The sequence below is a fragment of the Pseudomonas sp. CMR5c genome (assembly GCF_003850545.1).
GTDB classification, from domain to species: Bacteria; Pseudomonadota; Gammaproteobacteria; order Pseudomonadales; family Pseudomonadaceae; genus Aquipseudomonas; species Aquipseudomonas piscis.
The window spans coordinates 1162912-1185211 of the sequence record NZ_CP027705.1; the positions used below are offsets into that span (position 1 = coordinate 1162912).

The 22300-nt window shown below is 63.5% G+C and carries 21 protein-coding genes; 12 read left to right on the plus strand and 9 right to left on the minus strand.

The genetic code is table 11. The annotated features are described in order from the left end of the window. Positions 1-5: 5 nt before the first annotated feature. Together rhlB and C4K40_RS05320 are read right to left on the minus strand one after the other, a co-directional pair. On the minus strand, positions 6-1484 hold the full coding sequence (gene rhlB, locus C4K40_RS05315; RefSeq protein ID WP_031320938.1) for an ATP-dependent RNA helicase RhlB: 1479 nt from the start codon (positions 1482-1484) through the stop codon (positions 6-8). A gap of 96 nt (positions 1485-1580) precedes the next feature. Continuing rightward, positions 1581-2237 (minus strand): alpha/beta hydrolase, encoded by a 657-nt coding sequence (locus C4K40_RS05320; protein ID WP_053134291.1) that lies wholly within the window; start codon positions 2235-2237, stop codon positions 1581-1583. 262 nt (positions 2238-2499) lie between these two features. Here C4K40_RS05320 and C4K40_RS05325 point away from each other — a divergent pair, with 262 nt between their 5' ends. The 5 genes from C4K40_RS05325 to C4K40_RS05345 all read left to right on the plus strand — a co-directional run bounded on the left by C4K40_RS05325 (position 2500) and on the right by C4K40_RS05345 (position 6407). After that, the gene (locus C4K40_RS05325; protein ID WP_022642455.1) at positions 2500-3159 is read left to right on the plus strand and encodes a FadR/GntR family transcriptional regulator; all 660 of its coding nucleotides are present in this window, start codon (positions 2500-2502) and stop codon (positions 3157-3159) included. A 14-nt stretch (positions 3160-3173) separates the two neighbouring features. Then, on the plus strand, positions 3174-4442 hold the full coding sequence (locus C4K40_RS05330; RefSeq protein WP_022642456.1) for a CynX/NimT family MFS transporter: 1269 nt from the start codon (positions 3174-3176) through the stop codon (positions 4440-4442). Positions 4443-4540: 98 nt separating this feature from the next. Next, positions 4541-5011, plus strand: a complete 471-nt coding sequence (locus C4K40_RS05335) for a nuclear transport factor 2 family protein (RefSeq protein WP_053134294.1) — start codon at positions 4541-4543, stop codon at positions 5009-5011. A 43-nt stretch (positions 5012-5054) separates the two neighbouring features. Beyond that, entirely contained in the window at positions 5055-5384 is a 330-nt protein-coding gene (locus C4K40_RS05340) for a GIY-YIG nuclease family protein (protein ID WP_022642458.1), read from the plus strand. 87 nt (positions 5385-5471) lie between these two features. After that, positions 5472-6407, plus strand: a complete 936-nt coding sequence (locus tag C4K40_RS05345; protein WP_031320940.1) for a glutathione S-transferase family protein — start codon at positions 5472-5474, stop codon at positions 6405-6407. A gap of 16 nt (positions 6408-6423) precedes the next feature. Here C4K40_RS05345 and C4K40_RS05350 read toward each other — a convergent pair whose 3' ends face one another. After that, a complete protein-coding gene (locus C4K40_RS05350; RefSeq protein WP_022642460.1) occupies positions 6424-6777 on the minus strand; it encodes a glutaredoxin family protein in 354 nt (117 codons plus the stop codon). Beyond that, complete coding sequence (gene yejK, locus C4K40_RS05355; protein WP_022642461.1) at positions 6777-7781, minus strand: nucleoid-associated protein YejK; 1005 nt, start codon at positions 7779-7781, stop codon at positions 6777-6779. The genes C4K40_RS05350 and yejK overlap by 1 nt, the downstream gene beginning before the upstream one ends. A 396-nt stretch (positions 7782-8177) precedes the next feature. Here yejK and C4K40_RS05360 point away from each other — a divergent pair, with 396 nt between their 5' ends. Beyond that, positions 8178-8459, plus strand: a complete 282-nt coding sequence (locus C4K40_RS05360) for an HU family DNA-binding protein (RefSeq protein ID WP_022642462.1) — start codon at positions 8178-8180, stop codon at positions 8457-8459. 93 nt (positions 8460-8552) lie between these two features. Here C4K40_RS05360 and rlmF read toward each other — a convergent pair whose 3' ends face one another. The 5 genes from rlmF to C4K40_RS05385 form a co-directional block, all read right to left on the minus strand. Then, the gene (rlmF, locus tag C4K40_RS05365) at positions 8553-9578 is read right to left on the minus strand and encodes a 23S rRNA (adenine(1618)-N(6))-methyltransferase RlmF (RefSeq protein ID WP_022642463.1); all 1026 of its coding nucleotides are present in this window, start codon (positions 9576-9578) and stop codon (positions 8553-8555) included. Positions 9579-9735: 157 nt separating this feature from the next. Next, on the minus strand, positions 9736-12582 hold the full coding sequence (locus tag C4K40_RS05370; RefSeq protein ID WP_053134297.1) for a valine--tRNA ligase: 2847 nt from the start codon (positions 12580-12582) through the stop codon (positions 9736-9738). A 119-nt stretch (positions 12583-12701) separates the two neighbouring features. Further along, positions 12702-13160 (minus strand): hypothetical protein, encoded by a 459-nt coding sequence (locus tag C4K40_RS05375; RefSeq protein WP_053134300.1) that lies wholly within the window; start codon positions 13158-13160, stop codon positions 12702-12704. A gap of 7 nt (positions 13161-13167) precedes the next feature. Beyond that, positions 13168-13596 (minus strand): DNA polymerase III subunit chi, encoded by a 429-nt coding sequence (locus C4K40_RS05380; RefSeq protein WP_022642466.1) that lies wholly within the window; start codon positions 13594-13596, stop codon positions 13168-13170. Between the two features lie 60 nt (positions 13597-13656). Beyond that, entirely contained in the window at positions 13657-15147 is a 1491-nt protein-coding gene (locus C4K40_RS05385) for a leucyl aminopeptidase (RefSeq protein WP_053134303.1), read from the minus strand. Positions 15148-15453: 306 nt separating this feature from the next. On the opposite strand from C4K40_RS05385, the gene lptF reads away from it, so the two are divergent. From lptF to era, 6 genes are all read left to right on the plus strand, one after another. Next, the gene (gene lptF, locus C4K40_RS05390; RefSeq protein WP_053134306.1) at positions 15454-16572 is read left to right on the plus strand and encodes an LPS export ABC transporter permease LptF; all 1119 of its coding nucleotides are present in this window, start codon (positions 15454-15456) and stop codon (positions 16570-16572) included. After that, entirely contained in the window at positions 16565-17626 is a 1062-nt protein-coding gene (gene lptG / locus C4K40_RS05395; RefSeq protein ID WP_022642468.1) for an LPS export ABC transporter permease LptG, read from the plus strand. The genes lptF and lptG overlap by 8 nt, the downstream gene beginning before the upstream one ends. A 166-nt stretch (positions 17627-17792) precedes the next feature. Beyond that, a complete protein-coding gene (gene lepA, locus C4K40_RS05400) occupies positions 17793-19592 on the plus strand; it encodes a translation elongation factor 4 (protein WP_053134309.1) in 1800 nt (599 codons plus the stop codon). 5 nt (positions 19593-19597) lie between these two features. Further along, positions 19598-20452 carry a signal peptidase I gene (lepB, locus tag C4K40_RS05405; protein WP_016967828.1) on the plus strand — a complete coding sequence of 285 codons (855 nt, stop codon included), beginning with the start codon at positions 19598-19600 and terminating at the stop codon, positions 20450-20452. Between the two features lie 205 nt (positions 20453-20657). Continuing rightward, positions 20658-21347: a ribonuclease III gene (rnc, locus tag C4K40_RS05410; RefSeq protein WP_031320944.1), complete on the plus strand. Its 690-nt coding sequence runs from the start codon at positions 20658-20660 to the stop codon at positions 21345-21347. Next, positions 21340-22242 carry a GTPase Era gene (gene era / locus C4K40_RS05415; protein WP_022642471.1) on the plus strand — a complete coding sequence of 301 codons (903 nt, stop codon included), beginning with the start codon at positions 21340-21342 and terminating at the stop codon, positions 22240-22242. The genes rnc and era overlap by 8 nt, the downstream gene beginning before the upstream one ends. The last annotated feature ends 58 nt before the right edge of the window (positions 22243-22300 follow it).

Genomic DNA, 22300 nt, shown 5'->3' on the forward strand with positions numbered 1-22300 from the left:
TGGACTCAGGCTTGCGGGCGCTTGCGCTCCACGGCGCGCAGCAGCTCGGTGGGCGGCATTTCGCAGCTGATCTTGCGTCCCAGCAGTTCCTCGATCGCCGGCAACTGGTAGGAGTCGTCCTCGCCGGCGAAGCTGATGGATACGCCGTCGGCGCCGGCCCGGCCCGTCCGGCCGATACGGTGCACGTAGTCGTCGGGGACTTCCGGCAGGGTGAAGTTGATCACGTGGCTGATGCCGTCGATGTGGATGCCGCGGCCGGCGACGTCGGTGGCCACGAGGACCCGGATCTTGCCTTCGCGGAAGCCTTCCAGGGTCTTGATCCTTTTGTGCTGCGGTACATCGCCGGACAGCTGGGCGGCATTGACGCCGTCACGCACCAGGCGTTCCTCGATGCGCCGCACTTCATCCTTGCGGTTGGCGAAGACCATCACCCGTTCCCAGCCGTTGTCGTTGACCAGGTTGTACAACAGCTTGTACTTGTCGGCACCGGCCACGGCGTAGATGTGCTGCTCGACGTTGGCGTTGGCGACGTTCTCGGCTTCGATCTCGACGATCGCCGGATCGGTGGTCCACTGCTTGGCCAGGTTCATCACGTCTTCGGTGAAGGTGGCCGAGAACAGCAGGGTCTGGCGTTCGCTCTTGGGCGGAGTCTGGCGGATGATCTGCCGCACCTGGGGGATGAAGCCCATGTCGAGCATGCGGTCGGCTTCGTCCAGCACCATCACCTCGACCATGTCCAGGTGCACGTCGCCGCGCTGGTTGAAGTCCAGCAGGCGGCCGGGGGTGGCCACCAGGATGTCGCAGTGGCGGGCTTCGAGCTGCTTGAGTTGCTTGTCGAAGTCCATGCCGCCGACGAAGGTCATCACGTTCAGGCCGGTGTACTTGGTCAGCGCCGCGGCGTCCTTGGCGATCTGCACCACCAGTTCCCGGGTCGGGGCGATGACCAGCGCCCGCGGCTCGCCCATGTAGCGTTCCTTGGGCGGCGGGGTTTGCAGCAGCTGGGTGATGATCGAGATCAGGAACGCGGCGGTCTTGCCGGTGCCGGTCTGGGCGCGGCCGATGGCGTCCTTGCCCGCCAGGGTGAAGCCCAGTACCTGGGCCTGGATCGGCGTGCAGTAGGGGAAACCCAGGTCGTGGATGGCATGCATCAGTTCCGGGGCGAGCTTGAAATCATGGAAACGGGTCTTGCCTTCCTGGGGCTCGACCACGAAGTCCTCGAGCTTCCAGGTACTGACCGGCGGTTTCGGGGCGCGTGGGCGACGCTGCTCGGCCTTGGGTTTTTCCGCGCGCGGCGCCTTGGGAGTGGAAGGGGTGGCCGGTGTGGTCACCGGTTCTTTTTTAGTGGCGGTAGCGGGCGCGCTCCGTTCCGGCTGGTGGCCGTCATTGCGGCTGCTGGAAGGGGGGATGGGAGCGCTGGGGCTTGGCGCTATCGGCTCTGCCTCGCTTTTACCGAAGATTTTCTTGAGTGCTTTGAGCACGGTCATCTCATCAATTGGTTAAGGAATGTACGCCGGCCAGTGTAATGCAAGAAACGGGCGCGGCGTAGTCTGTTGCTCGCCCTGTGTTCCCTGGGCGGACGGTTAGCGCAGGCGCGCGGCCAGCCAGGTGCCGATGTCGCGAATTTCCTCGGGCAGCACCTCGTGTTCCATCGGGTATTCCTGCCAGCTCACGTCGACCCCGCGTTGCTTGAGGTGTTCGTAGGCGGTGCGGCCCATGGCGTTCTGCACCACTTCATCGTACTGACCGTGCAGCGCCAGCACCGGGATCCGCTGCTGGCTGGCCGACAGTTGCAGTTCGTCGCTGAAAGTCGGGGCATAGGTGGACAGCGCCAGCACGCCGCCCAAGGGGCCCTGCCACCTGAGGAAGGCGGTGTGCAGCACCACCGCGCCGCCCTGGGAGAAGCCGGCGAGGAAGATTCGCGAGGCGTCGATGCCGCTGGCCCGTTGCTCCTCGATCAGGCGGATGACCTCGTCGGCCGATTCCTCCAGTTGCTCGCGGCTGATGGCCCGGGCCGGGTTCATGGCCAGGATGTCGTACCAGCTGGGCATGGCGTAGCCGCCATTGATGGTCACCGCGCGGGTCGGCGCCTGGGGCAAGACGAAGCGGGTACTGAGCAGCGTCTCTTGCAGCGCCTCGGCCACCGGCAGGAAGTCGTAGCGATCCGCGCCCAGGCCGTGAAGCCAGATCACGCAGGCATCGGCAGGCTTGCTGGGCTGAAGGGTCAGGGGCTGGGTCATGGTTGCTCCAATTGTGTGCATGTGCGCCGGCCCGGGCATGGCCCAGGGGCGCGGCAAATTGATCGGTGAGGATGGCGCCAAGGCCAGCGGTTGCTGGCGTAACACTAACAGGCTGGCGCCCGCCTGGGGATAGCCAGCTATGTCCTTCAACTTGCAGGATGAGGTACAGGAGGAATTGCAAGACAGAACATTGAACTCCGCGAAAAGCCTGAATACCATGTCGGTAAATTCGTCCAATGATTGGATGATAAGAGCGCATGCCATGAGTGAAATGTCTCCTTTGATCAAACGCTCCCTGGTCGACCAGGCTCTGGAGCAGCTGCGCCTGCGGATCACCCGGGGCGCCTGGGTCGTTGGCCAGCGCCTGCCTACCGAGCCGGAACTGGCGGCCGAGCTGGGCATCAGCCGCAACACGGTGCGCGAGGCGATGCGGGTTCTGGCGTTTTCCGGGTTGATCGAGATCCGCCAGGGCGACGGTAGTTACCTGCGGGCGGTGGCCGATCCCCTGGACATGCTCCAGGCCCTGTCCCAGTGCTCCGTGGAGCAGGCCCGGGAAACCCGGCAGATCCTCGAAGTGGAGGCCGTGGGCCTGGCGGCCTTGCGTCGCACCGAGCAGGACCTGCACGAGCTGCAGGTGGCCCTGCATGACAGCAGTGGGCACTTCCATGGTGACCTGGAGCGCTACATCGCCTGCGACCTGGTGTTCCACCAACGGCTGGTGGACGCTGCGCACAACCCGACCCTCAGCCAGCTGTACCGCTACTTCTCCAGCGTGGTGGGGGCCCAGTTGCGCCAGAGCCTGACCATCACTCCGCGCCGCCAGGACGTCTTCGACCTGCACCAGCACTTGCTCGATGCCATCGAACAAGGCGACCCCGAGCGCGCCAAGGGTATTTCCCGCCAACTGATCAACGAATCCTGAAGCCGAGACCGACCATGTCCAACCACCAGGCATCCCCCCATACCCCACCGCCGGAACTGCTGATCGACGCCGAGGCCGACGACGAAGAAGTACAGCAGGCTCCCCCGGTGCTGCGTCGCCCCTGGTTGTTGCTGCTGGGGTTGATCCTCGTGGCGCTGAACCTGCGGCCGGCGCTGTCGAGCATGGCGCCGCTGCTCAGTGATGTATCGCAGCACCTGGGGCTGTCGGCAGCCAAGGCCGGTTTGCTGACCACTTTGCCAGTGTTGTGCCTGGGCCTGTTCGCGCCGCTGGCGCCGGTGCTGGCCCGGCGTTTCGGCGCCGAGCGGGTGGTGCTGGGGATCTTGCTGACCTTGGCCCTGGGCATTGTCGTGCGCAGCTCGTTCGGTGAGGTCGGGGTGTTCGCCGGGAGCATCCTGGCGGGCGCCAGCATCGGGGTGATCGGCGTGTTGCTGCCGGGTATCGTCAAGCGTGATTTCGCGCACCATGCCGGGACCATGACCGGGGTCTACACCATGGCCCTGTGCCTGGGCGCCGCCATGGCGGCCGGAGCCAGCGTGCCCTTGAGCCATGCCTTTGGCGACAGCTGGACCATGGGCCTGGGCTTCTGGGTGGTGCCGGCGCTGGTGGCGGGGCTGTTCTGGCTGCCCCAGGTCGGGCAGAAGCACGGCGCCCATCATGTGGCTTTTCGCGTGCGGGGGCTGTTGCGTGACCGCCTGGCCTGGCAGGTGACCCTGTACATGGGCCTGCAATCTTCCCTGGCCTACATCGTGTTCGGCTGGTTGCCGTCGATCCTCATCGGTCGTGGCCTGAGCCCGACCCAGGCCGGGCTGGTGCTGTCGGGCTCGGTGATCGTGCAGTTGATCAGCTCCCTGGCCGCTCCCTGGCTGGCGACCCGGGGCAAGGACCAGCGCCTGGCCATCGTGATCGTCATGCTGATGACCCTGGGTGGCCTGTTCGGTTGCCTGTACGCGCCGCTCGATGGCCTGTGGGGCTGGGCGATCCTCCTGGGCCTCGGCCAGGGCGGCACCTTCAGCCTGGCCCTGACCCTGATCGTGCTGCGCTCGCGCGATACCCACGTGGCGGCCAACCTGTCGAGCATGGCCCAGGGCATCGGCTATACGCTGGCATCCATGGGCCCGTTCGCGGTGGGCCTGGTGCACGACTGGACCGGTGGCTGGAATGCCCTGGGCTGGATCTTCGCGGTGCTGGGCGGTGGCGCCATCATCGCCGGGCTGGGCGCCGGCCGTGCGCTTTACGTGCAGGTGCAAAGCGAAAGGATCTGAGCGGCCTCACCGACGGTATTTACCCGGCAAATGTCGGTAGTGTTCCGCCGGTTTGCGGATTATCGTGCAGGCATTCCACGTCCCTTCGGAGTCTGTCCATGAGCGATGCCCATCGTGCGCTGATCAGCGAGTTCTACCAGGCTTTCCAACGCCTGGATGCCGAGGCCATGAGCGCCTGCTACACCGAGGATGTGCTCTTCAGCGATCCGGCGTTCGGTGAGCTGCGCGGGCGTGACGCCGGCGACATGTGGCGCATGCTGGCCTCGCGGGCCAAGGATTTCTCGTTGACCTTCGACAGTGCGCGCGCCGATGAGCGCAGCGGTGGCGCGCACTGGGTGGCGACCTACCTGTTCAGCCAGACCGGGCGCACCGTGGTCAACGATATCCAGGCGCGTTTCGTGTTCCGCGACGGCAAGATCTGCGAGCACCACGATCATTTCGACATGTGGCGCTGGGCTCGCCAGGCCCTGGGAGCCAAGGGCTTGCTGCTGGGCTGGACGCCACTGCTGAAGAATGCCGTGCGTGCCCAGGCGCGCAAGGGTCTGAAGGCTTTCCAGGGCGGTCGCTGAATCCATCCTCTGTTAAGATCGCGGCTTGTTATCCACAAGCCCGATGCCTTTCGTGACCAACCCCGATCCGTCCCCCGTCGCATGCGCCGTGCCACCGGCAGCGGCCAGCAAACCCTGGTTCGTTTACCTGGTGCGGGCGGCCAATGGTGCCTTGTACTGCGGTATCAGCGACGATCCGCAGCGGCGTTTCGCCAAGCACCAAAGCGGCAAGGGCGCGCGTTTCTTTCTCTCCAGTCCGGCGGTCGCGCTGGTCTATACCGAGGCTTGTCGCGACAAGAGCGAAGCCCTGCGCCAGGAGCGGCTGATCAAGAAACTCAAGAAGAGTGCCAAGGAGTGCCTGGTGGCGGGGGCGGCAGGGCAGTCATCAATCTGACTGATGGTTTCCCATCAGTCGAATTCGTAGGTCATCCGTCGATTGCGCGCTAAGCTCAAGCCTCTTTTTCTCATGGCGGAGCCTGGTATGTCTGAGTTGATCCTTCATCATTACTCGACCTCACCCTTTGCGGAGAAAGCCCGCTTGCTGCTGGGTTTCAAGGGGCTTTCCTGGCGTTCGGTGAAGATCGCCCCGGTGATGCCCAAGCCCGACCTGACCGCGCTGACCGGTGGTTATCGCAAGACTCCGGTGCTGCAGGTCGGAGCCGACGTCTATTGCGATACGGCCATGATCGCCAGGCGCCTGGAGCAGGAAAAAGCCAGCCCGGCGCTGTTTCCCGAAGGTCAGGAGCTGACCAGCGCGACCTTCGCCGCCTGGGCCGACTCGACGGTGTTCCAGCATGCGGTGACCCTGGTGTTCCAGCCTGAGTCGGCTGCGGTGCGCTTTGGCAAGCTGCCGCCGGAGGCACGCAAGGCGTTCATGGCCGACCGGGCCGGGCTGTTCAGTGGCGGCAGTGCCAGCCGGGTACCCCTGGAGCAGGCCAAGCACCAATGGCCGACTTTCATGGCGCGCCTGGAGCAGCAGTTGCAACGTGAGCCGGGGGACTTCCTGTTTGGCCAGCCGTCGATCGCCGACATCGCCATGGCCCATCCCCTGTGGTTCCTCAAGGGCACCCCGGTGACCGCGCCGCTGGTGGATGAATACCCGGCGGTCGCCGCCTGGCTGGCCCGGGTGCTGGATTTCGGCCACGGCGCCTCCAGCGAGATGAGCGCCGAAGAGGCCCTGGCGGTGGCGCACGCCGCCACGCCGGCCCCGCTGCCCCAGGAAGCTTTCGCCGATCCCAATGGTTTCAAGGCCGGCCAGCAGGTGGTGATTGCCGCGACCGACTATGGGGTCGATCCGGTGGCCGGGGAGTTGCTGTTCGCCGGGAGCGAAGAGCTGATCCTGCGTCGCGAGGACCCGCGCGCCGGTGTGGTGCATGTGCACTTCCCGCGCCTGGGGTTTGGCATCCAGGCCCAGTGAACTGCTGCCATGGCCGCTACTTGGGCAGGGCGGCCATGATGGCGTCGGGATCGTAGGTGCGGATCAGGGTGCCGTTCACGTCCAGGATCGGAATCCCGGCGCCACCCAGGTCGATGTAGGCCTGGCGCGCGCTGGGGTCTTTCTCGATATCGAACTCCCGATAGGGAATGCCCTTCTGGTCGAGAAAGCGCCGGGTGGCCTTGCAGTAGCCGCACCAGTCGGTGGCGTACAGCACTACCTTGGCCTGGCTACGGGTGGTCTCGGAAACCGCCGCGCCGGGATCAAACAATCGCTCGATCTTGCCCCAGTGCTGGTAGAGCACCACTACCAGCAGGATCAGCAGGAACTTCTTCAAGACCCCCTGGAGCATCAGTTGCGACGCTTGAGCTGGTCGGTCAGCTGGGTCGGCAGGCCCTTGATGATCAAGGTCCCGGCTTCTTCGTCGTACTCGATCTTCGAGCCCAGCAGGTGGGCCTCGAAGCTGATGGACAGGCCCTCGGCGCGGCCGGTGAAGCGGCGGAACTGGTTGAGGGTGCGCTTGTCTGCCGGGATTTCCGGCGACAGGCCGTAGTCCTTGTTGCGGATATGGTCGTAGAACGCCTTCGGCCGGTCTTCGTCGATCAACTCCGACAGCTCTTCCAGGCCTACGGGCTCGCCGAGCTTGGCCTGGCTGCTGGCGTAGTCCACCAGGGCCTTGGTCTTCTCCCGCGCCGAGTCCTCGGGCAGGTCTTCGCTTTCGACGAAGTCGCTGAAGGCCTTGAGCAGGGTGCGGGTCTCGCCCGGGCCGTCGACGCCTTCCTGGCAACCGATGAAGTCGCGGAAGTATTCCGAGACCTTCTTGCCGTTCTTGCCCTTGATGAATGAAATGTACTGCTTGGACTGCTTGTTGTTCTGCCACTCGGAGACGTTGATCCGCGCCGCCAGGTGCAGTTGGCCCAGATCCAGGTGACGGGAGGGCGTCACGTCCAGCTGGTCGGTCACCGCCACGCCTTCGCTGTGGTGCAGCAGGGCGATGGCCAGGTAGTCGGTCATGCCCTGTTGGTAGTGGGCGAACAGCACGTGACCGCCCACCGACAGGTTGGATTCTTCCATCAGCTTCTGCAGGTGTTCCACCGCCACTCGGCTGAAGGCGGTGAAGTCCTGGCCACCGTCGAGGTATTCCTTCAGCCAGCCGCTGAAGGGAAAGGCGCCGGACTCCGGATGGAACAGGCCCCAGGCCTTGCCCTGCTTGGCGTTATAGCTTTCGTTGAGGTCGGCGAGCATGTTCTCGATGGCCGCGGACTCTGCCAGCTCCGAGTCGCGGGCGTGCAGCACGGCAGGGCTGCCGTCGGGTTTCTTGTCGATCAGGTGGACGATGCAATGACGGATCGGCATGGGCTTCTCGGCTGGTTGAAGGGGGGAGGGCGGGCTCCCCTGAAAAAGTGCCCAGTGTACCGCACCCGCTGGTTTTGGCGGGGTTGGCCGGGCGATGAACGGCTCGTAGGTGCAGCTTATGCAGTTTTTTACCGATTTAGAGCAATAAAGCTGACCAAATGGCTAGGTAGAGGCGGATATTTCGCCGTCTGTGTGCTAGTTTTGCCCCGTCTTACGCGGTGTCTCTGCGTTAAGCGTGCAGTCAGCATTTGTCGGGTCGAACCAAACCCAGAATTCGGTATCTATAACCCCGATCCGTCGTGGTTGTAACCGGGGTGCCAGATCCACAAGATCTGGCTCGATGGCTGACACTGCACTCTGCAATCCAAATGAATTTGATAGGGAAGGAACACCATAATGGCTATTACTAAAGACCAACTGATCGCCGATATCGCTGAAGCTATCGACGCGCCGAAAACCACCGCGCGTAACGCCCTGGATCAACTGGCCCAGATCGTTGCTGATCAATTGGAAAATGGCGGCGAAATCACTCTGCCAGGCATCGGCAAACTGAAAGTGACCGAGCGTCCTGCCCGTACTGGCCGTAACCCATCGACTGGCGCTGCCATCGAAATCGCTGCCAAGAAAGTGATCAAGCTGGTTGTGGCCAAAGGCCTGACCGACGCTATCAACAAGTAATACCTGCAGTGAAACCGTGCTCAGAGTCTTCCGGGCACGGTTTGTGTGATAACGGTTCACGCAAGGTGAATCGTCGCTGAATCCCCCGCCGACTCAGTTCTTCCCTGCCCAGCGCTCCTGACTCCAGGCCTGTTGCTGTGCCTTGTCCTTGAAGGTCCAGGCCACGAAGCGGCTCTGTTTCTGCCCCTGGGACATTTCCACTACCCGGCTTTCCAGGACCCCGGCCTTGCGCAGCGCGCTGTCGATCGCCGGCAGGTTCGATGCCTTCGACACCAGGGTGCTGAACCACAGCACTTGCTGGCCGAGCGCGGCGCTTTCGCTGATCAGCTGGCTGACGAAACCGATCTCGCCACCTTCGCACCACAGCTCCCGGGCCTGGCCGCCAAAGTTCAGCACGGGCAGCTTGCGCTTGGGGTCGGCCTTGCCCAGGGCGCGCCATTTACGCTGGCTACCCCGAGTGGCCTCTTCGAGGGAGGAGTGGAAGGGCGGATTGCACAGGGTCAGGTCGAAGCGCTCGTTGCTGTCGAGCAAGCCGTCGAGGATCCGCTTCGGGTTGCCTTGCTGGCGCAGGCTGATGGCCTTGCTCAAGCCATTGGCCTGGACGATGGTCTTGGCCGCCGCCAGGGCGGTGCTGTCGATGTCCGAGCCGAGGAAGTGCCAGCGGTAGTCGCTGTAGCCGATCAGTGGATAGATGCAGTTGGCGCCGACGCCGATATCCAGCGCCCGTACGGCTGCGCCCCGGGGAATCTCGCCCTGGTTGTGGCTGGCCAGCAGGTCGGCGAGAAAGTGCACGTAGTCGGCGCGGCCGGGCACCGGCGGGCAGAGGAAATCCGCTGGAATGTCCCAATGGGCGATGCCGTAGAAGGCCTTGAGCAGGGCGCGGTTGAACACGCGCACGGCGGCGGGGTCGGCGAAGTCGATGCTTTCCTTGCCGTAGGGGTTGAGGATCACGAACTGGCCCAGTTCCGGGGTGCCCTTGATCAGTTGCGGGAAGTCGTAGCGCCCCTGGTGGCGGTTGCGCGGGTGCAGGCTGGCTTTTTCCCGGGGGGCGGCGACCTTGGCTGCAGTGGCGGGCTTGGGCTTCTTGCGCGGCGGCTTGGGGGTGTTGGGGGCGGTCATGGCGGAATGAATTCGGGGCTGGCTCAAATTGGCGGGCATTGTCCCACAACAGCAGCGGCAAGTTTCAAGCGGTGAGCGACAAGAGAGGAGCGGACAAACGCCATAAAAAAAAGGGAGGCCCTGTGGGCCTCCCTTCTTCACGTCGCGCTGGTCGCCGTTACAGGCTGGAGATCCGTGCGTGCTGCTCGGCCAGTTTGCCCAGGGCCTGCTCGGCCTCGGCCAGCTTGGCGCGTTCCTTCTCGATCACCTCGGCAGGGGCCTTGTCGACGAAGGAGGCGTTGGACAGCTTACCGCCTACACGCTGCACTTCGCCTTGCAGGCGCTGGATTTCCTTGTCCAGGCGAGCCAGTTCCGCACCTTTGTCGATCAGGCCGGCCATTGGCACCAGCACTTCCATCTCGCCGACCAGGGCGGTGGCCGACAGCGGTGCTTCGTCGCCGGCGCCCAGCACGGTGATGGACTCGAGCTTGGCCAGCTTCTTCAGCAGGGCCTCGTTCTCGGCCAGGCGGCGCTGGTCTTCGGCGCTGGCGTTCTTCAGGAACAGTGCCAGGGGCTTGCCCGGGCCGATGTTCATCTCGGCACGGATGTTACGGGTGCCGAGCATCAGGCCCTTGAGCCATTCGATGTCGTCCTCGGCCGCCTGGTCGATGCGGGCCTCGACGGCCACCGGCCATGGTTGCAGCATGATGGTCTTGCCAGTGCTGCCTGCCAGCGGCGCCAGGCGCTGCCAGATTTCCTCGGTGATGAACGGCATGAACGGATGGGCCAGGCGCAGGGCCACTTCCAGCACGCGCACCAGGGTCCGACGGGTGCCGCGCTGGCGCTCGACCGGAGCGTTCTCGTCCCACAGTACAGGCTTGGACAGTTCCAGGTACCAGTCGCAGTACTGGTTCCAGATGAACTCGTACAGCGCCTGGGCGGCCAGGTCGAAGCGGAACTGGTCGAGTTGGCGGGTGACTTCGGCTTCGGTGCGCTGCAGCTGCGAGATGATCCAGCGATCGGCCAGGGACAGCTCGTAAGCCTCGCCGTTCTGGCCGCAGTCTTCGCCTTTGTCCAGCACGTAGCGCGCGGCGTTCCAGATCTTGTTGCAGAAGTTGCGGTAACCCTCGACGCGCCCCATGTCGAACTTGATGTCGCGGCCGGTGGTGGCCAGGGAGCAGAAGGTGAAGCGCAGGGCGTCGGTGCCATAGCTGGCGATGCCGTCGGCGAACTCGGCGCGGGTCTGCTTCTCGATGGCTTTCTGCAGCTTGGGCTGCATCAGGCCGGTGGTGCGTTTTTGCACCAGGGTCTCGAGGTCGATGCCGTCGATGATATCCAGCGGATCAAGGACGTTGCCCTTGGACTTGGACATCTTCTGGCCCTGGCCGTCGCGGACCAGGCCGTGCACATAGACGGTCTTGAACGGAACCTGCGGCGTGCCGTCCTCGTTCTTCACCAGGTGCATGGTGAGCATGATCATCCGGGCGACCCAGAAGAAAATGATGTCGAAACCGGTCACCAGCACATCGGTGGGGTGGAAGGTCTTGAGGAATTCGGTCTGCTCCGGCCAGCCCAGGGTGGAGAAGGTCCACAGGCCCGAACTGAACCAGGTGTCGAGGACGTCGTTGTCCTGCTGCAGGGCGATGTCCGCGCCGAGGTTGTGCTTGGCCCGTACTTCGGCCTCGCTGCGGCCGACGTAGACCTTGCCCGACTCGTCGTACCAGGCCGGGATGCGATGGCCCCACCACAGCTGGCGGCTGATGCACCAGTCCTGGATATCGCGCATCCAGGAGAAGTACATGTTTTCGTACTGCTTGGGCACGAACTGGATGCGGCCATCTTCCACGGCAGCGATGGCAGGTTCTGCCAGCGGCTTGGTGGAGACGTACCACTGGTCGGTCAGCCAGGGCTCGATGACGGTGCCGGAGCGGTCGCCCTTCGGCACTTTCAGGGCGTGGTCGTCGACGCTGACCAGCAGGCCGGCGGCGTCGAAGGCGGCGACGATCTGCTTGCGCGCCTCGAAGCGGTCCAGGCCCACGTATTCGGCCGGGATCTTGCCGTCGATGCTGTCGTTCAGGCTGCCGTCCAGGTTGAATACCTGGCAGGCCGGCAGGACGCTGGCGTTTTTGTCGAAGATGTTCAGCAGCGGCAGGTTATGGCGCTTGCCGACGTCGTAGTCGTTGAAGTCGTGGGCCGGGGTGATCTTCACGCAACCGGTGCCGAATTCAGGGTCGCAGTAATCGTCGGCGATGATCGGGATGTGCCGGCCAACCAGCGGCAGCTCGACGAACTTGCCGATCAGGGCCTGGTAGCGCTCGTCGGTCGGGTTCACCGCGACGGCGGCGTCGCCCAGCATGGTTTCCGGGCGGGTGGTGGCGACGATCAGGTAGTCGTTGCCTTCGGCGGTCTTGGCGCCGTCGGCCAGCGGGTACTTCAGGTTCCACAGGAAACCCTTCTCGTCGTGGTTTTCCACTTCGAGGTCGGAGATCGCGGTGTGCAACTTGGTATCCCAGTTGACCAGGCGCTTGCCGCGGTAGATCAGGCCGTCTTCATGCAGGCGCACGAAGGCTTCCTTCACGGCTTCCGAGAGGCCGTCGTCCATGGTGAAGCGTTCGCGGCTCCAGTCCACGGAAGAACCCAGGCGGCGGATCTGGCGGCTGATGTTGCCACCGGATTGATCCTTCCATTCCCAGACCTTCTCCAGGAACTTCTCCCGGCCCAGGTCGTGGCGATTCTGGCCCTGGGCTTCGATCTGGCGCTCCACCAGCATCTGGGTGGCGATACCGGCGTGGTCGGTACCGGGCTGCCACAGGGTATTGCGCCCCTGCATGCGGCGGAAACGGATCAGGGCGTCCATGATCGCGTTGTTGAAGCCGTGGCCCATGTGTAGGCTGCCGGTGACGTTCGGCGGCGGGATCATGATGGTGTAGGAGTCGCCCGCGCCTTGCGGGGCGAAGTAGTTCTCGGACTCCCAGGTCTGGTACCAGGAAGTTTCAATGGCGTGCGGCTGGTAGGTCTTATCCATGCGCGGCGGGACCCTATTGGCATTTATTCAGGAAAAGCCGGGAAGTATAGCGGAGGGGGGCAGCTGCAAGCCATAAGCGGCAAGCGACAAGATGGCCAGGCCCGGCTTTGATTCGTGGCTTACGGCTTGCCGCTGGTGGCTGCTGCGAGCAGGCGCTCCAGGCGGGCATCGAGGCGGCGCTTGATCTCGGTCTCGATGTGCGGGGCGAAGTCGTCGATCACGTCTTGCATGATCAGCTGGGCGGCAGCGCGCAGTTCGCTGTCCAGGTGCAGCAGGGCATCGGCATTGCTGTCGGCGGGGGCTGGCTTGGCGCTGGCGGCCGGTTTTGGGGTCGGGGCTGGAGCCGGTTCGGAGCTGGCGGCCGGTACCTGGGGCTTGGCTGGTGTCGTGGGTTCCACTGGCGTCGCTGCGGGCTGCTGGTTGCCCACCATATCGAACAGCAGTGGGATCTGGCCTTCGCCGGTGACGGTTTCGGTCAGCAGCGGCGGTTGCAGGTTCTCGTCACCGAGCAGTTGGCGGATCGACTCGAGGTCGTCCAGCAGGTGTGCGGACTTGGGGCGTGGGTTGGGAGTGTCCATCGGATGCTCAGAGTCGTTGTAAGCGGTGATCTTGCAGAGAATAGCCCTGTTCGCGATAGAAACGGAAACTCTCGCGGGCGGCCTGACGAATAGTGGGTTCTTCCACCACTACCTCGGCTATCCGGGCAAAACGTGGGGCGAAGGTCGGGACCTTGAGGTCCAGGTTCACCAGCAGGTCGGCATGCTCGCCGGGGTCCAGGCCCAGGCCCAGGACGATCCGGCCTTCGGGCTCGCTCTCCGCGGGGCCGTGGGGGACGAAGGTCTCGCCCTTGAAGCGCCATAGCCGGGCATCGAGTTCGTCGCGCTGGGCAGCATCGCTGCAATGCAGGTAGATGCGGTGGCCCATGCGCCAGGCCTTGTCGGTGAGCTTGCAGGCGAAATCCAGGCGGGCCGCCGGGTCCGCGCTGGGGAGAATATAGAAGTCGACTTTGGTCATCGGGGTTCCTGAGCCGAGGAGGGCGCGGCGCTCATGCCTGGCCCCCCACGGTCATGGTTTTCAGGCCTTGGCGCGGTCCAGCAGGTATTGGGTCAGCAGCGGCACCGGGCGACCGGTGGCGCCTTTGTCCTTGCCGCCGCTGGTCCAGGCGGTACCGGCGATGTCCAGGTGGGCCCAGTTCATGTTCTTGGTGAAGCGCGACAGGAAGCAGGCCGCGGTGATGGTGCCGGCCTTCGGACCGCCGATGTTGGCGATGTCGGCGAACGGGCTGTCCAGTTGCTCCTGGTACTCGTCGAACAGCGGCAGTTGCCAGGCACGGTCGTCGGCTTGCTGGCCGGCGCTGAGCAGCTGGCCGATCAGTTCGTCGTTGTTGCCCAGCAGGCCCGAGGTGTGGGCGCCCAGGGCCACCACGCAAGCACCGGTCAGGGTGGCGATGTCGATCACCGCCTGGGGCTTGAAGCGTTCGGCGTAGGTCAGGGCATCGCACAGCACCAGGCGGCCTTCGGCGTCGGTGTTGAGGATTTCCACGGTCTGGCCGCTCATGGTGGTGACGATGTCGCCAGGACGCGAGGCGCCGCCGCTAGGCATGTTCTCGGCGCAGGCCAGGATGCACACCAGGTTGATCGGCAGCTTGAGTTCGAGCACTGCACGCAGGGTGCCGAAGACGCTGGCGGCGCCGCCCATGTCGTACTTCATCTCGTCCATGCCGGCACCCGGCTTGAGGCTGATGCCGCCGGTATCGAAAGTGATGCCCTTGCCCACCAGGGCGAACGGCTTGTCGGACTTCTTGCCGCCGTTGTACTGCATGACGATCAGCCGTGGCGGCTGCTCGCTGCCCTGGCCCACGGCATAGAACGAGCCCATGCCCAGTTCCTTGATCTTCTTCTCGTCAAGGACCTCGACCTTCAGCCCCTTGAACTCCTTGCCCAGGGCCTTGGCTTGTTCGCCGAGGAAGCTTGGGTGGCAGATGTTCGGCGGCAGGTTGCCCAGGTCGCGGGTGAGTGCCATGCCGCTGGCGATGGCCTGGGCGTGGGTCGCAGCGCGTTCCACTTCAGCCTGGGCGGCCTTGATGGTCAGCAGGGTGATCTTCTTCAGTGGACGGGCTTCGGCCTTCTGGCTCTTGTAGCGATCGAAGACGTAGCCGCCGTCCAGCAGGGTCTCGGCCAGCAGGCGGGTCTTGCCGTAGCTGTCGCGGCCCTTGACCGCTAATTCGTCCAGGGCCAGCACCGCATCGGCGCCGCCCAGGCCCTTGAGGGTGCTCAGCACGCCGCTGATGATCTTGCGGAATGGACGGTCGCCCAGTTCGTCATCCTTGCCGATGCCCACCAGCAGCAGGCGCTCGGCCTTGAGCTTGGCCACACCGTGCAGCAGCAGGCTCTGGCCGACCTTGCCAGCCAGGTCGCCGCGCTTGAGTACGGCGCTGATGGCGCCGCCGCTGAGTTCGTCGAGTTGCTTGGCGACGTTGCCGAGTTTGCGGCCTTCGCCGACGGCGACCACCAGGGTGGCGGTCTTCAACGTTTCCGGGCTAACGCTTTTTACAACCAGTTCCATGTCCGGGTCCCTGAATGAATGGTCAAAGCGCGCGGGAAAGACTCCAGCGCGGGGCTTAGCTATATAGAAGAAGGCGTCGCGTGCTGCCGACGACAAAGCCGCCAGTTTGAACCTCGGTGCTTGCGGCTGACAACCCTCGTTTGGCCCAAGTTCGCCGCTTTGCCGCGTCGGGTGAGCATCCACCGTGACAGGCGCATGCATTCACAGGATAATGCGCCATTCTTTTTCGGCGGCCCTGCATCCTGGGGCCGGCTCGATCGTTTGCTTGTTCGGCCGCCTTAGCCTGACAACCCTGGAGTGTCTGGTTTGATCGTCTTTCGTTATCTTTCCCGCGAAGTCCTGCTGACCCTCAGTGCCGTGAGCGCGGTGCTGCTGGTCATCATCATGAGCGGGCGCTTCGTCAAGTTCCTCGCACAGGCTGCCTCGGGCGCCCTGGATCCGGGCTCGCTGTTCCTGATCATGGGCTTTCGTCTGCCGGGTTTCCTGCAACTGATCCTGCCCCTGGGATTGTTCCTGGGTATTCTCCTGGCCTATGGCCGGCTCTATCTCGAAAGCGAGATGACCGTGCTCTCGGCCACCGGCATGAGCCAGCAGCGCCTGCTGGGCCTGACCATGGTCCCGGCGGCCCTGGTGGCCTTGTTGGTGGCCTGGTTGAGCCTGAGCCTGGCTCCGCAGGGGGCCAACCAGTTCCAGTTGCTGCTGAACAAGCAGGATGCCCTGACCGAGTTCGACACCCTGGTGGCCGGGCGCTTCCAGGCCCTCAACGACGGTAGCCGGGTGACCTATACCGAGCAGTTGTCGGACGACCGCACCCAGCTGGGCGGCGTGTTCATTTCCGAGAAGCGCCTGAACCAGGAAAAGAAGGACCAGGGCATTTCCGTGCTGGTGGCCGAGAAGGGGCACCAGGACATCCGGCCCGACGGCAACCGCTACCTGATCCTGGAGAACGGCTATCGCTATGACGGCAACCCGGGCGAGGCCAACTACCGGGTGATCAAGTACGACACCTATGGCGTACTGCTGCAGCGCCCGGATATCAGCGAGGAGGTCACTGATCGTGACGCCATGCCGACTTCCGAGTTGATCGGCAAGGACGACCTGCGGGCCCGTGCCGAGCTGCAGTGGCGCCTGTCCCTGCCGCTGCTGGTGTTCATCGTGACCCTGATGGCGGTGCCGCTGTCCCGGGTCAACCCGCGCCAGGGCCGCTTCCTCAAGCTGATCCCGGCGATCCTCTTGTACATGGCCTACCTGACCATCCTGATTTCCGTGCGCGGCGCCCTGGAGAAAGGCAAGATCTCGCCGGCCCTGGGTTTGTGGTGGGTTCATGTACTGTTCCTGGTGATCGGCCTGGGACTGATGTATTGGGAACCGTTGCGTTTGAAAATGGCGAGTCGTCGCAGCATGAAGGAGATGGCTCGTGGTTAAGCTCGATCGCTACATCGGTAGCAGTGTGTTCATGGCGATTCTCGCGGTCCTGGGGATCATCCTCGGGCTGGCCTCGCTGTTCGCCTTCATCGATGAGATGGGCAGCATCAGCGATACCTACACCGTGATGGACGTGATGAGCTACGTGGTGCTCACTGCCCCGCGCCGGGTCTATGAAATGCTGCCGATGGCCGCGCTGATCGGCTGTCTGATCGGTCTCGGCGCCCTGGCCAGCAACAGTGAGCTGACCATCATGCGTGCCGCGGGCGTATCCGTCGGTCGGATCGTCTGGGCGGTGATGAAGCCGATGCTGGTACTGATGCTGGCTGGCCTGCTGGTGGGCGAGTACGTGGCGCCTGCCACCGAAACCCAGGCCCAGGCCGCTCGCGCCCTGGCCCAGGGTTCCGGCGATGCCCAGAGCTCCAAGCATGGCCTGTGGCACCGCCAGGGCGACGAATTCATCCATATCAACGCTGTGCAACCCAACGGCCTGTTGTATGGGGTGACTCGCTATCATTTCGACGACCAGCGCCACATGCTGTCCTCGAGCTTCGCTCGCCAGGCCCGTTTCCACGAGAACTACTGGCAGCTGACCGAGGTCACCACCACCTATTTCCGTGAGGGGCATACCGAGGTCATCAGTGTTCCCGAGGAGCGCTGGGATGTGGCCTTGAGCCCGCAACTGCTGAGCACCGTGGTGATGGCGCCGGAATCCCTGTCTATCAGCGGCCTGTGGGGCTACATCCACTACCTGGCTGACCAGGGGCTGAACAATGGTCGCTACTGGCTGGCGTTCTGGGTCAAGATCCTGCAGCCGCTGGTGACTGCGGCCCTGGTGCTGATGGCGATTTCCTTCATCTTCGGCCCGCTGCGCTCGGTGACCCTGGGGCAACGCGTGTTCACCGGCGTGCTGGTGGGCTTCGTGTTCCGCATCGCCCAGGACCTGCTGGGACCTTCGAGCCTGGTGTTCGGGTTCTCGCCGCTGTTCGCGGTGCTGGTTCCGGCCGGGATCTGCGCGGTCGCCGGGTTCTGGATGCTGCGCCGGGCCGGTTGACGCGGCTTTTTGCCTCGTTTTGGTGCGACGCCCTGGCCTGCAAGCCGGGGCGTTTTTGCATTTGCCGGACGCTGACCGGTGAGCGTGACGCTTGTGCCGAGTATCAGGTACAATTCCCGGCTATTTTTCGGCGGGCCCTGCCTGCAGCCTTTTTGAGTGTTCATCCGTGAGTGATTTGAGTCATATCCGCAATTTCTCCATCATCGCCCACATTGACCATGGCAAGTCGACCCTGGCCGATCGCTTCATCCAGATGTGCGGCGGCCTGGCCGATCGCGAAATGGAAGCCCAGGTCCTGGACTCCATGGACCTCGAGCGTGAGCGCGGGATCACCATCAAGGCCCACAGCGTCACCCTCTACTACAAGGCACGCGATGGCGTGACCTACCAGCTGAACTTCATCGACACCCCGGGCCACGTGGACTTCACCTATGAAGTCAGCCGTTCCCTGGCGGCCTGCGAAGGCGCGCTGCTGGTGGTGGATGCCGGCCAGGGCGTCGAGGCCCAGTCGGTCGCCAACTGCTACACCGCCATCGAGCAGGGCCTGGAGGTCATGCCGGTACTGAACAAGATCGATCTGCCCCAGGCCGAGCCGGAGCGGGTCAAGGAAGAAATCGAGAAGATCATCGGCATCGATGCCGCCGACGCCGTGACCTGCAGCGCCAAGACCGGCCTGGGCGTGGACGAAGTGCTCGAGCGCCTGGTGACCACCATCCCGGCACCGACCGGCAATATCGAAGACCCGCTGCAAGCGCTGATCATCGACTCCTGGTTCGACAACTACCTGGGCGTCGTGTCCCTGGTGCGCGTGCGCCATGGCCGGGTGAAGAAGGGCGACAAGATCCTGGTCAAGTCCACCGGCAAGATCCACCTGGTGGACAGCGTCGGTGTCTTCAACCCGAAACACACCGCTACCGCGGACCTCAAGGCCGGTGAGGTGGGTTTCATCATCGCCGGCATCAAGGACATCCATGGTGCGCCAGTGGGCGATACCCTGACCCTGAGCTCCACGCCCGACGTGGAAGTGCTGCCAGGTTTCAAGCGTATCCAGCCGCAGGTCTATGCCGGCCTGTTCCCGGTCAGTTCCGACGACTTCGAGGACTTCCGCGAAGCCCTGCAGAAGCTCACCCTGAACGACTCCTCGCTGCAGTACACCCCGGAAAGCTCCGACGCCCTGGGCTTCGGCTTCCGTTGCGGGTTCCTCGGCATGCTGCACATGGAGATCATCCAGGAGCGCCTGGAGCGCGAATACGACCTGGACCTGATCACCACCGCGCCGACGGTAATCTTCGAGCTGCTGCTCAAGACCGGTGAAACCATCTACGTCGATAACCCGTCCAAGCTTCCGGACCTGTCCTCCATCGAGGACATGCGTGAGCCGATCGTACGGGCCAATATCCTTGTGCCCCAGGAGCACCTGGGCAACGTCATAACCCTGTGCATCGAGAAGCGCGGCGTACAGCGCGACATGCTGTTCCTCGGTTCGCAGGTCCAGGTGACCTACGACCTGCCGATGAACGAGGTGGTACTGGACTTCTTCGACCGCTTGAAGTCCACCAGCCGTGGCTACGCCTCGCTGGATTACCACTTCGACCGCTACCAGTCGGCTAATCTGGTGAAGCTGGACGTGCTGATCAACGGTGACCGGGTCGATGCCCTGGCCCTGATCGTGCACCGCGACAATGCCCACTACAAAGGGCGTGCGTTGACCGAGAAGATGAAAGAACTGATTCCTCGGCAGATGTTCGACGTGGCAATCCAGGCCGCCATCGGCGGTCAGATCATCGCGCGGACAACCGTCAAGGCCCTCAGAAAGAACGTACTGGCCAAATGCTACGGCGGTGACGTCAGCCGTAAGCGCAAGCTGTTGGAAAAGCAGAAAGCCGGTAAGAAACGCATGAAGCAAGTGGGTAACGTGGAGATTCCACAGGATGCCTTCCTTGCTGTGCTCAGGTTGGATAGTTAGGTCCTATGTCACTAAATTTCCCGCTGTTGCTGGTCATCGCTGTCTTCGTATGCGGTTTCCTGGCGTTGCTCGACCTGGTGTTCCTGGCTCCGCGTCGCCGCGCAGCCATCGCCAACTATCAGGGCAGCGTCAGCCAGCCGGATGGTCTGGTGGTCGAGAAGCTGAACAAGGAACCGCTGCTGGTTGAATACGGCAAGTCGTTCTTCCCGGTGCTCTTCATCGTCCTGGTGCTGCGCTCGTTCCTGGTGGAACCGTTCCAGATTCCATCGGGCTCGATGAAGCCGACCCTGGATGTGGGCGACTTCATCCTGGTGAACAAGTTCTCATACGGCATTCGCCTGCCGGTGATCGACAAGAAGGTCATCGAGGTCGGTGATCCGCAGCGCGGCGATGTGATGGTGTTCCGTTACCCGAGCGATCCGAATGTCAACTACATCAAGCGTGTGGTCGGCCTGCCGGGCGACGAGGTGCGCTACACCAGCGACAAGCACCTGTTCGTCAACGGCCAGCCGGTGGCGGAGCAACTGGTAGGGGCCGAGCCAGGAACCCTGGGCAGCGCGGAACTGTACAAAGAAAAACTCGGCGCCGCCGAGCACCTGATCCGCAAGGAAATGAGTCGTTATCGGGCTACCCCGGACGGTCGTTGGGTAGTTCCCGCCGGGCACTACTTCATGATGGGCGACAACCGCGACAACTCCAACGACAGTCGCTACTGGGATGACCCGAGCATTCCCAAGGACCTGCTGGGCATGGTTCCCGACAAGAATATCGTCGGCAAGGCCTTTGCAGTCTGGATGAGCTGGCCCGAACCGAAACTCAGCCACCTGCCGAATTTCTCGCGGGTTGGCCTGATCAAGTAATCACCCACGGCGCTGTTGAATACAGCGCCGAATGCTTTTCTGGCTCTTGTGTAAAACCACCCGTCCCCCGGGTGGTGCGTGGCCAGGGGCATGCAATCAACGATATTCAGGATGTGGATTTGAACACAGCGTTAATTGCCACCCGCACCTCGTGCGCGGCCCATAGGATGGCGAGTTTCGGTGACGAAACCAGTGTGGGTAGATCGTGAGCGTTTCTTTGAGTCGTCTCGAGCGCCAGCTCGGTTATTCCTTCAAGGACCAGGAGCTGATGCTCCTGGCCCTCACTCACCGCAGCTTTGCCGGACGCAACAACGAGCGCCTGGAATTCCTGGGTGATGCGATCCTCAACTTCGTGGCTGGCGAGGCGCTGTTCGAGCGTTTTCCCCAGGCTCGCGAAGGCCAGCTGTCGCGTCTGCGCGCACGCCTGGTCAAAGGCGAGACCCTGGCGGTGCTGGCCCGCGGCTTCGACCTGGGTGAGTACCTGCGCCTGGGCTCCGGCGAACTGAAGAGCGGTGGTTTCCGTCGCGAGTCGATCCTCGCCGACGCCCTGGAAGCCCTGATCGGCGCGATCTACCTGGACGCCGGCATGGAGACCGCCCGTGACCGCGTTCTGTCCTGGCTGGCCTCGGAATTCGACAGTCTGACCCTCGTGGACACCAACAAGGATCCCAAGACAAGGCTGCAGGAGTTCCTCCAGTCCCGTGCCTGTGAACTGCCACGCTACGAAGTGGTGGATATCCAGGGCGAACCCCATTGCCGGACCTTCTTCGTGGAATGCGAAGTCACCCTCTTGAATGAAAAAAGCCGGGGCCAGGGCGTGAGCCGTCGCATTGCCGAACAGGTAGCGGCCGCCGCAGCACTGATTGCCCTGGGCGTGGAGAATGGCCATGACTGATTCAACTGCAACACGCTGTGGCTATGTCGCCATCGTCGGCCGCCCCAACGTGGGCAAGTCGACGCTGCTCAACCACATCCTCGGCCAGAAGCTGGCGATCACCTCGCGCAAGCCGCAGACCACTCGCCACAACATGCTCGGGATCAAGACCGAAGGTGACGTGCAGGCGATCTACGTCGACACCCCCGGCATGCACAAGAGCAACGAGAAGGCGCTGAACCGCTACATGAACAAGACTGCCTCGGCAGCCTTGAAAGACGTGGACGTGGTGATCTTCGTGGTCGACCGCACCAAGTGGACCGACGAGGACCAACTGGTCCTGGAGCGTGTCCAGTTCGTGCAGGGCCCGGTGATTTTGGCGATCAACAAGACCGATCGCATCGAGGACAAGGCCGAGCTGATGCCGCACCTGACCTGGTTGCAGGAGCAGTTGCCCAATGCCGAGATCGTCCCGGTATCGGCCCAGCAGGGGCATAATCTGGATGCCCTGGAAGGCTTGATCGCCAAGCACTTGCCGGAGAACGAGCACTTCTTCCCGGAAGACCAGATCACCGATCGCAGCAGCCGTTTCCTTGCCGCCGAACTGGTACGCGAGAAGATCATGCGCCAGTTGGGCGCCGAGCTGCCGTACCAGATCACCGTGGAAATCGAAGAGTTCAAGCAACAGGGCAAGACCCTGCACATCCATGCCCTGATCCTCGTCGAGCGTGACGGCCAGAAGAAAATCATCATTGGCGACAAGGGTGAGCGGATCAAGCGCATCGGCATGGAAGCGCGCAAGGACATGGAGCTGCTGTTCGACTCCAAGGTCATGCTCAACCTCTGGGTCAAGGTCAAGGGCGGCTGGTCCGACGACGAGCGCGCCCTGCGCTCGCTGGGCTACGGCGACCTTTAAAGCCTCGTGCCGGCGAGTCGGCTCCGGGCAGGAGTCGACTCGCCAACGAACAGTTTCG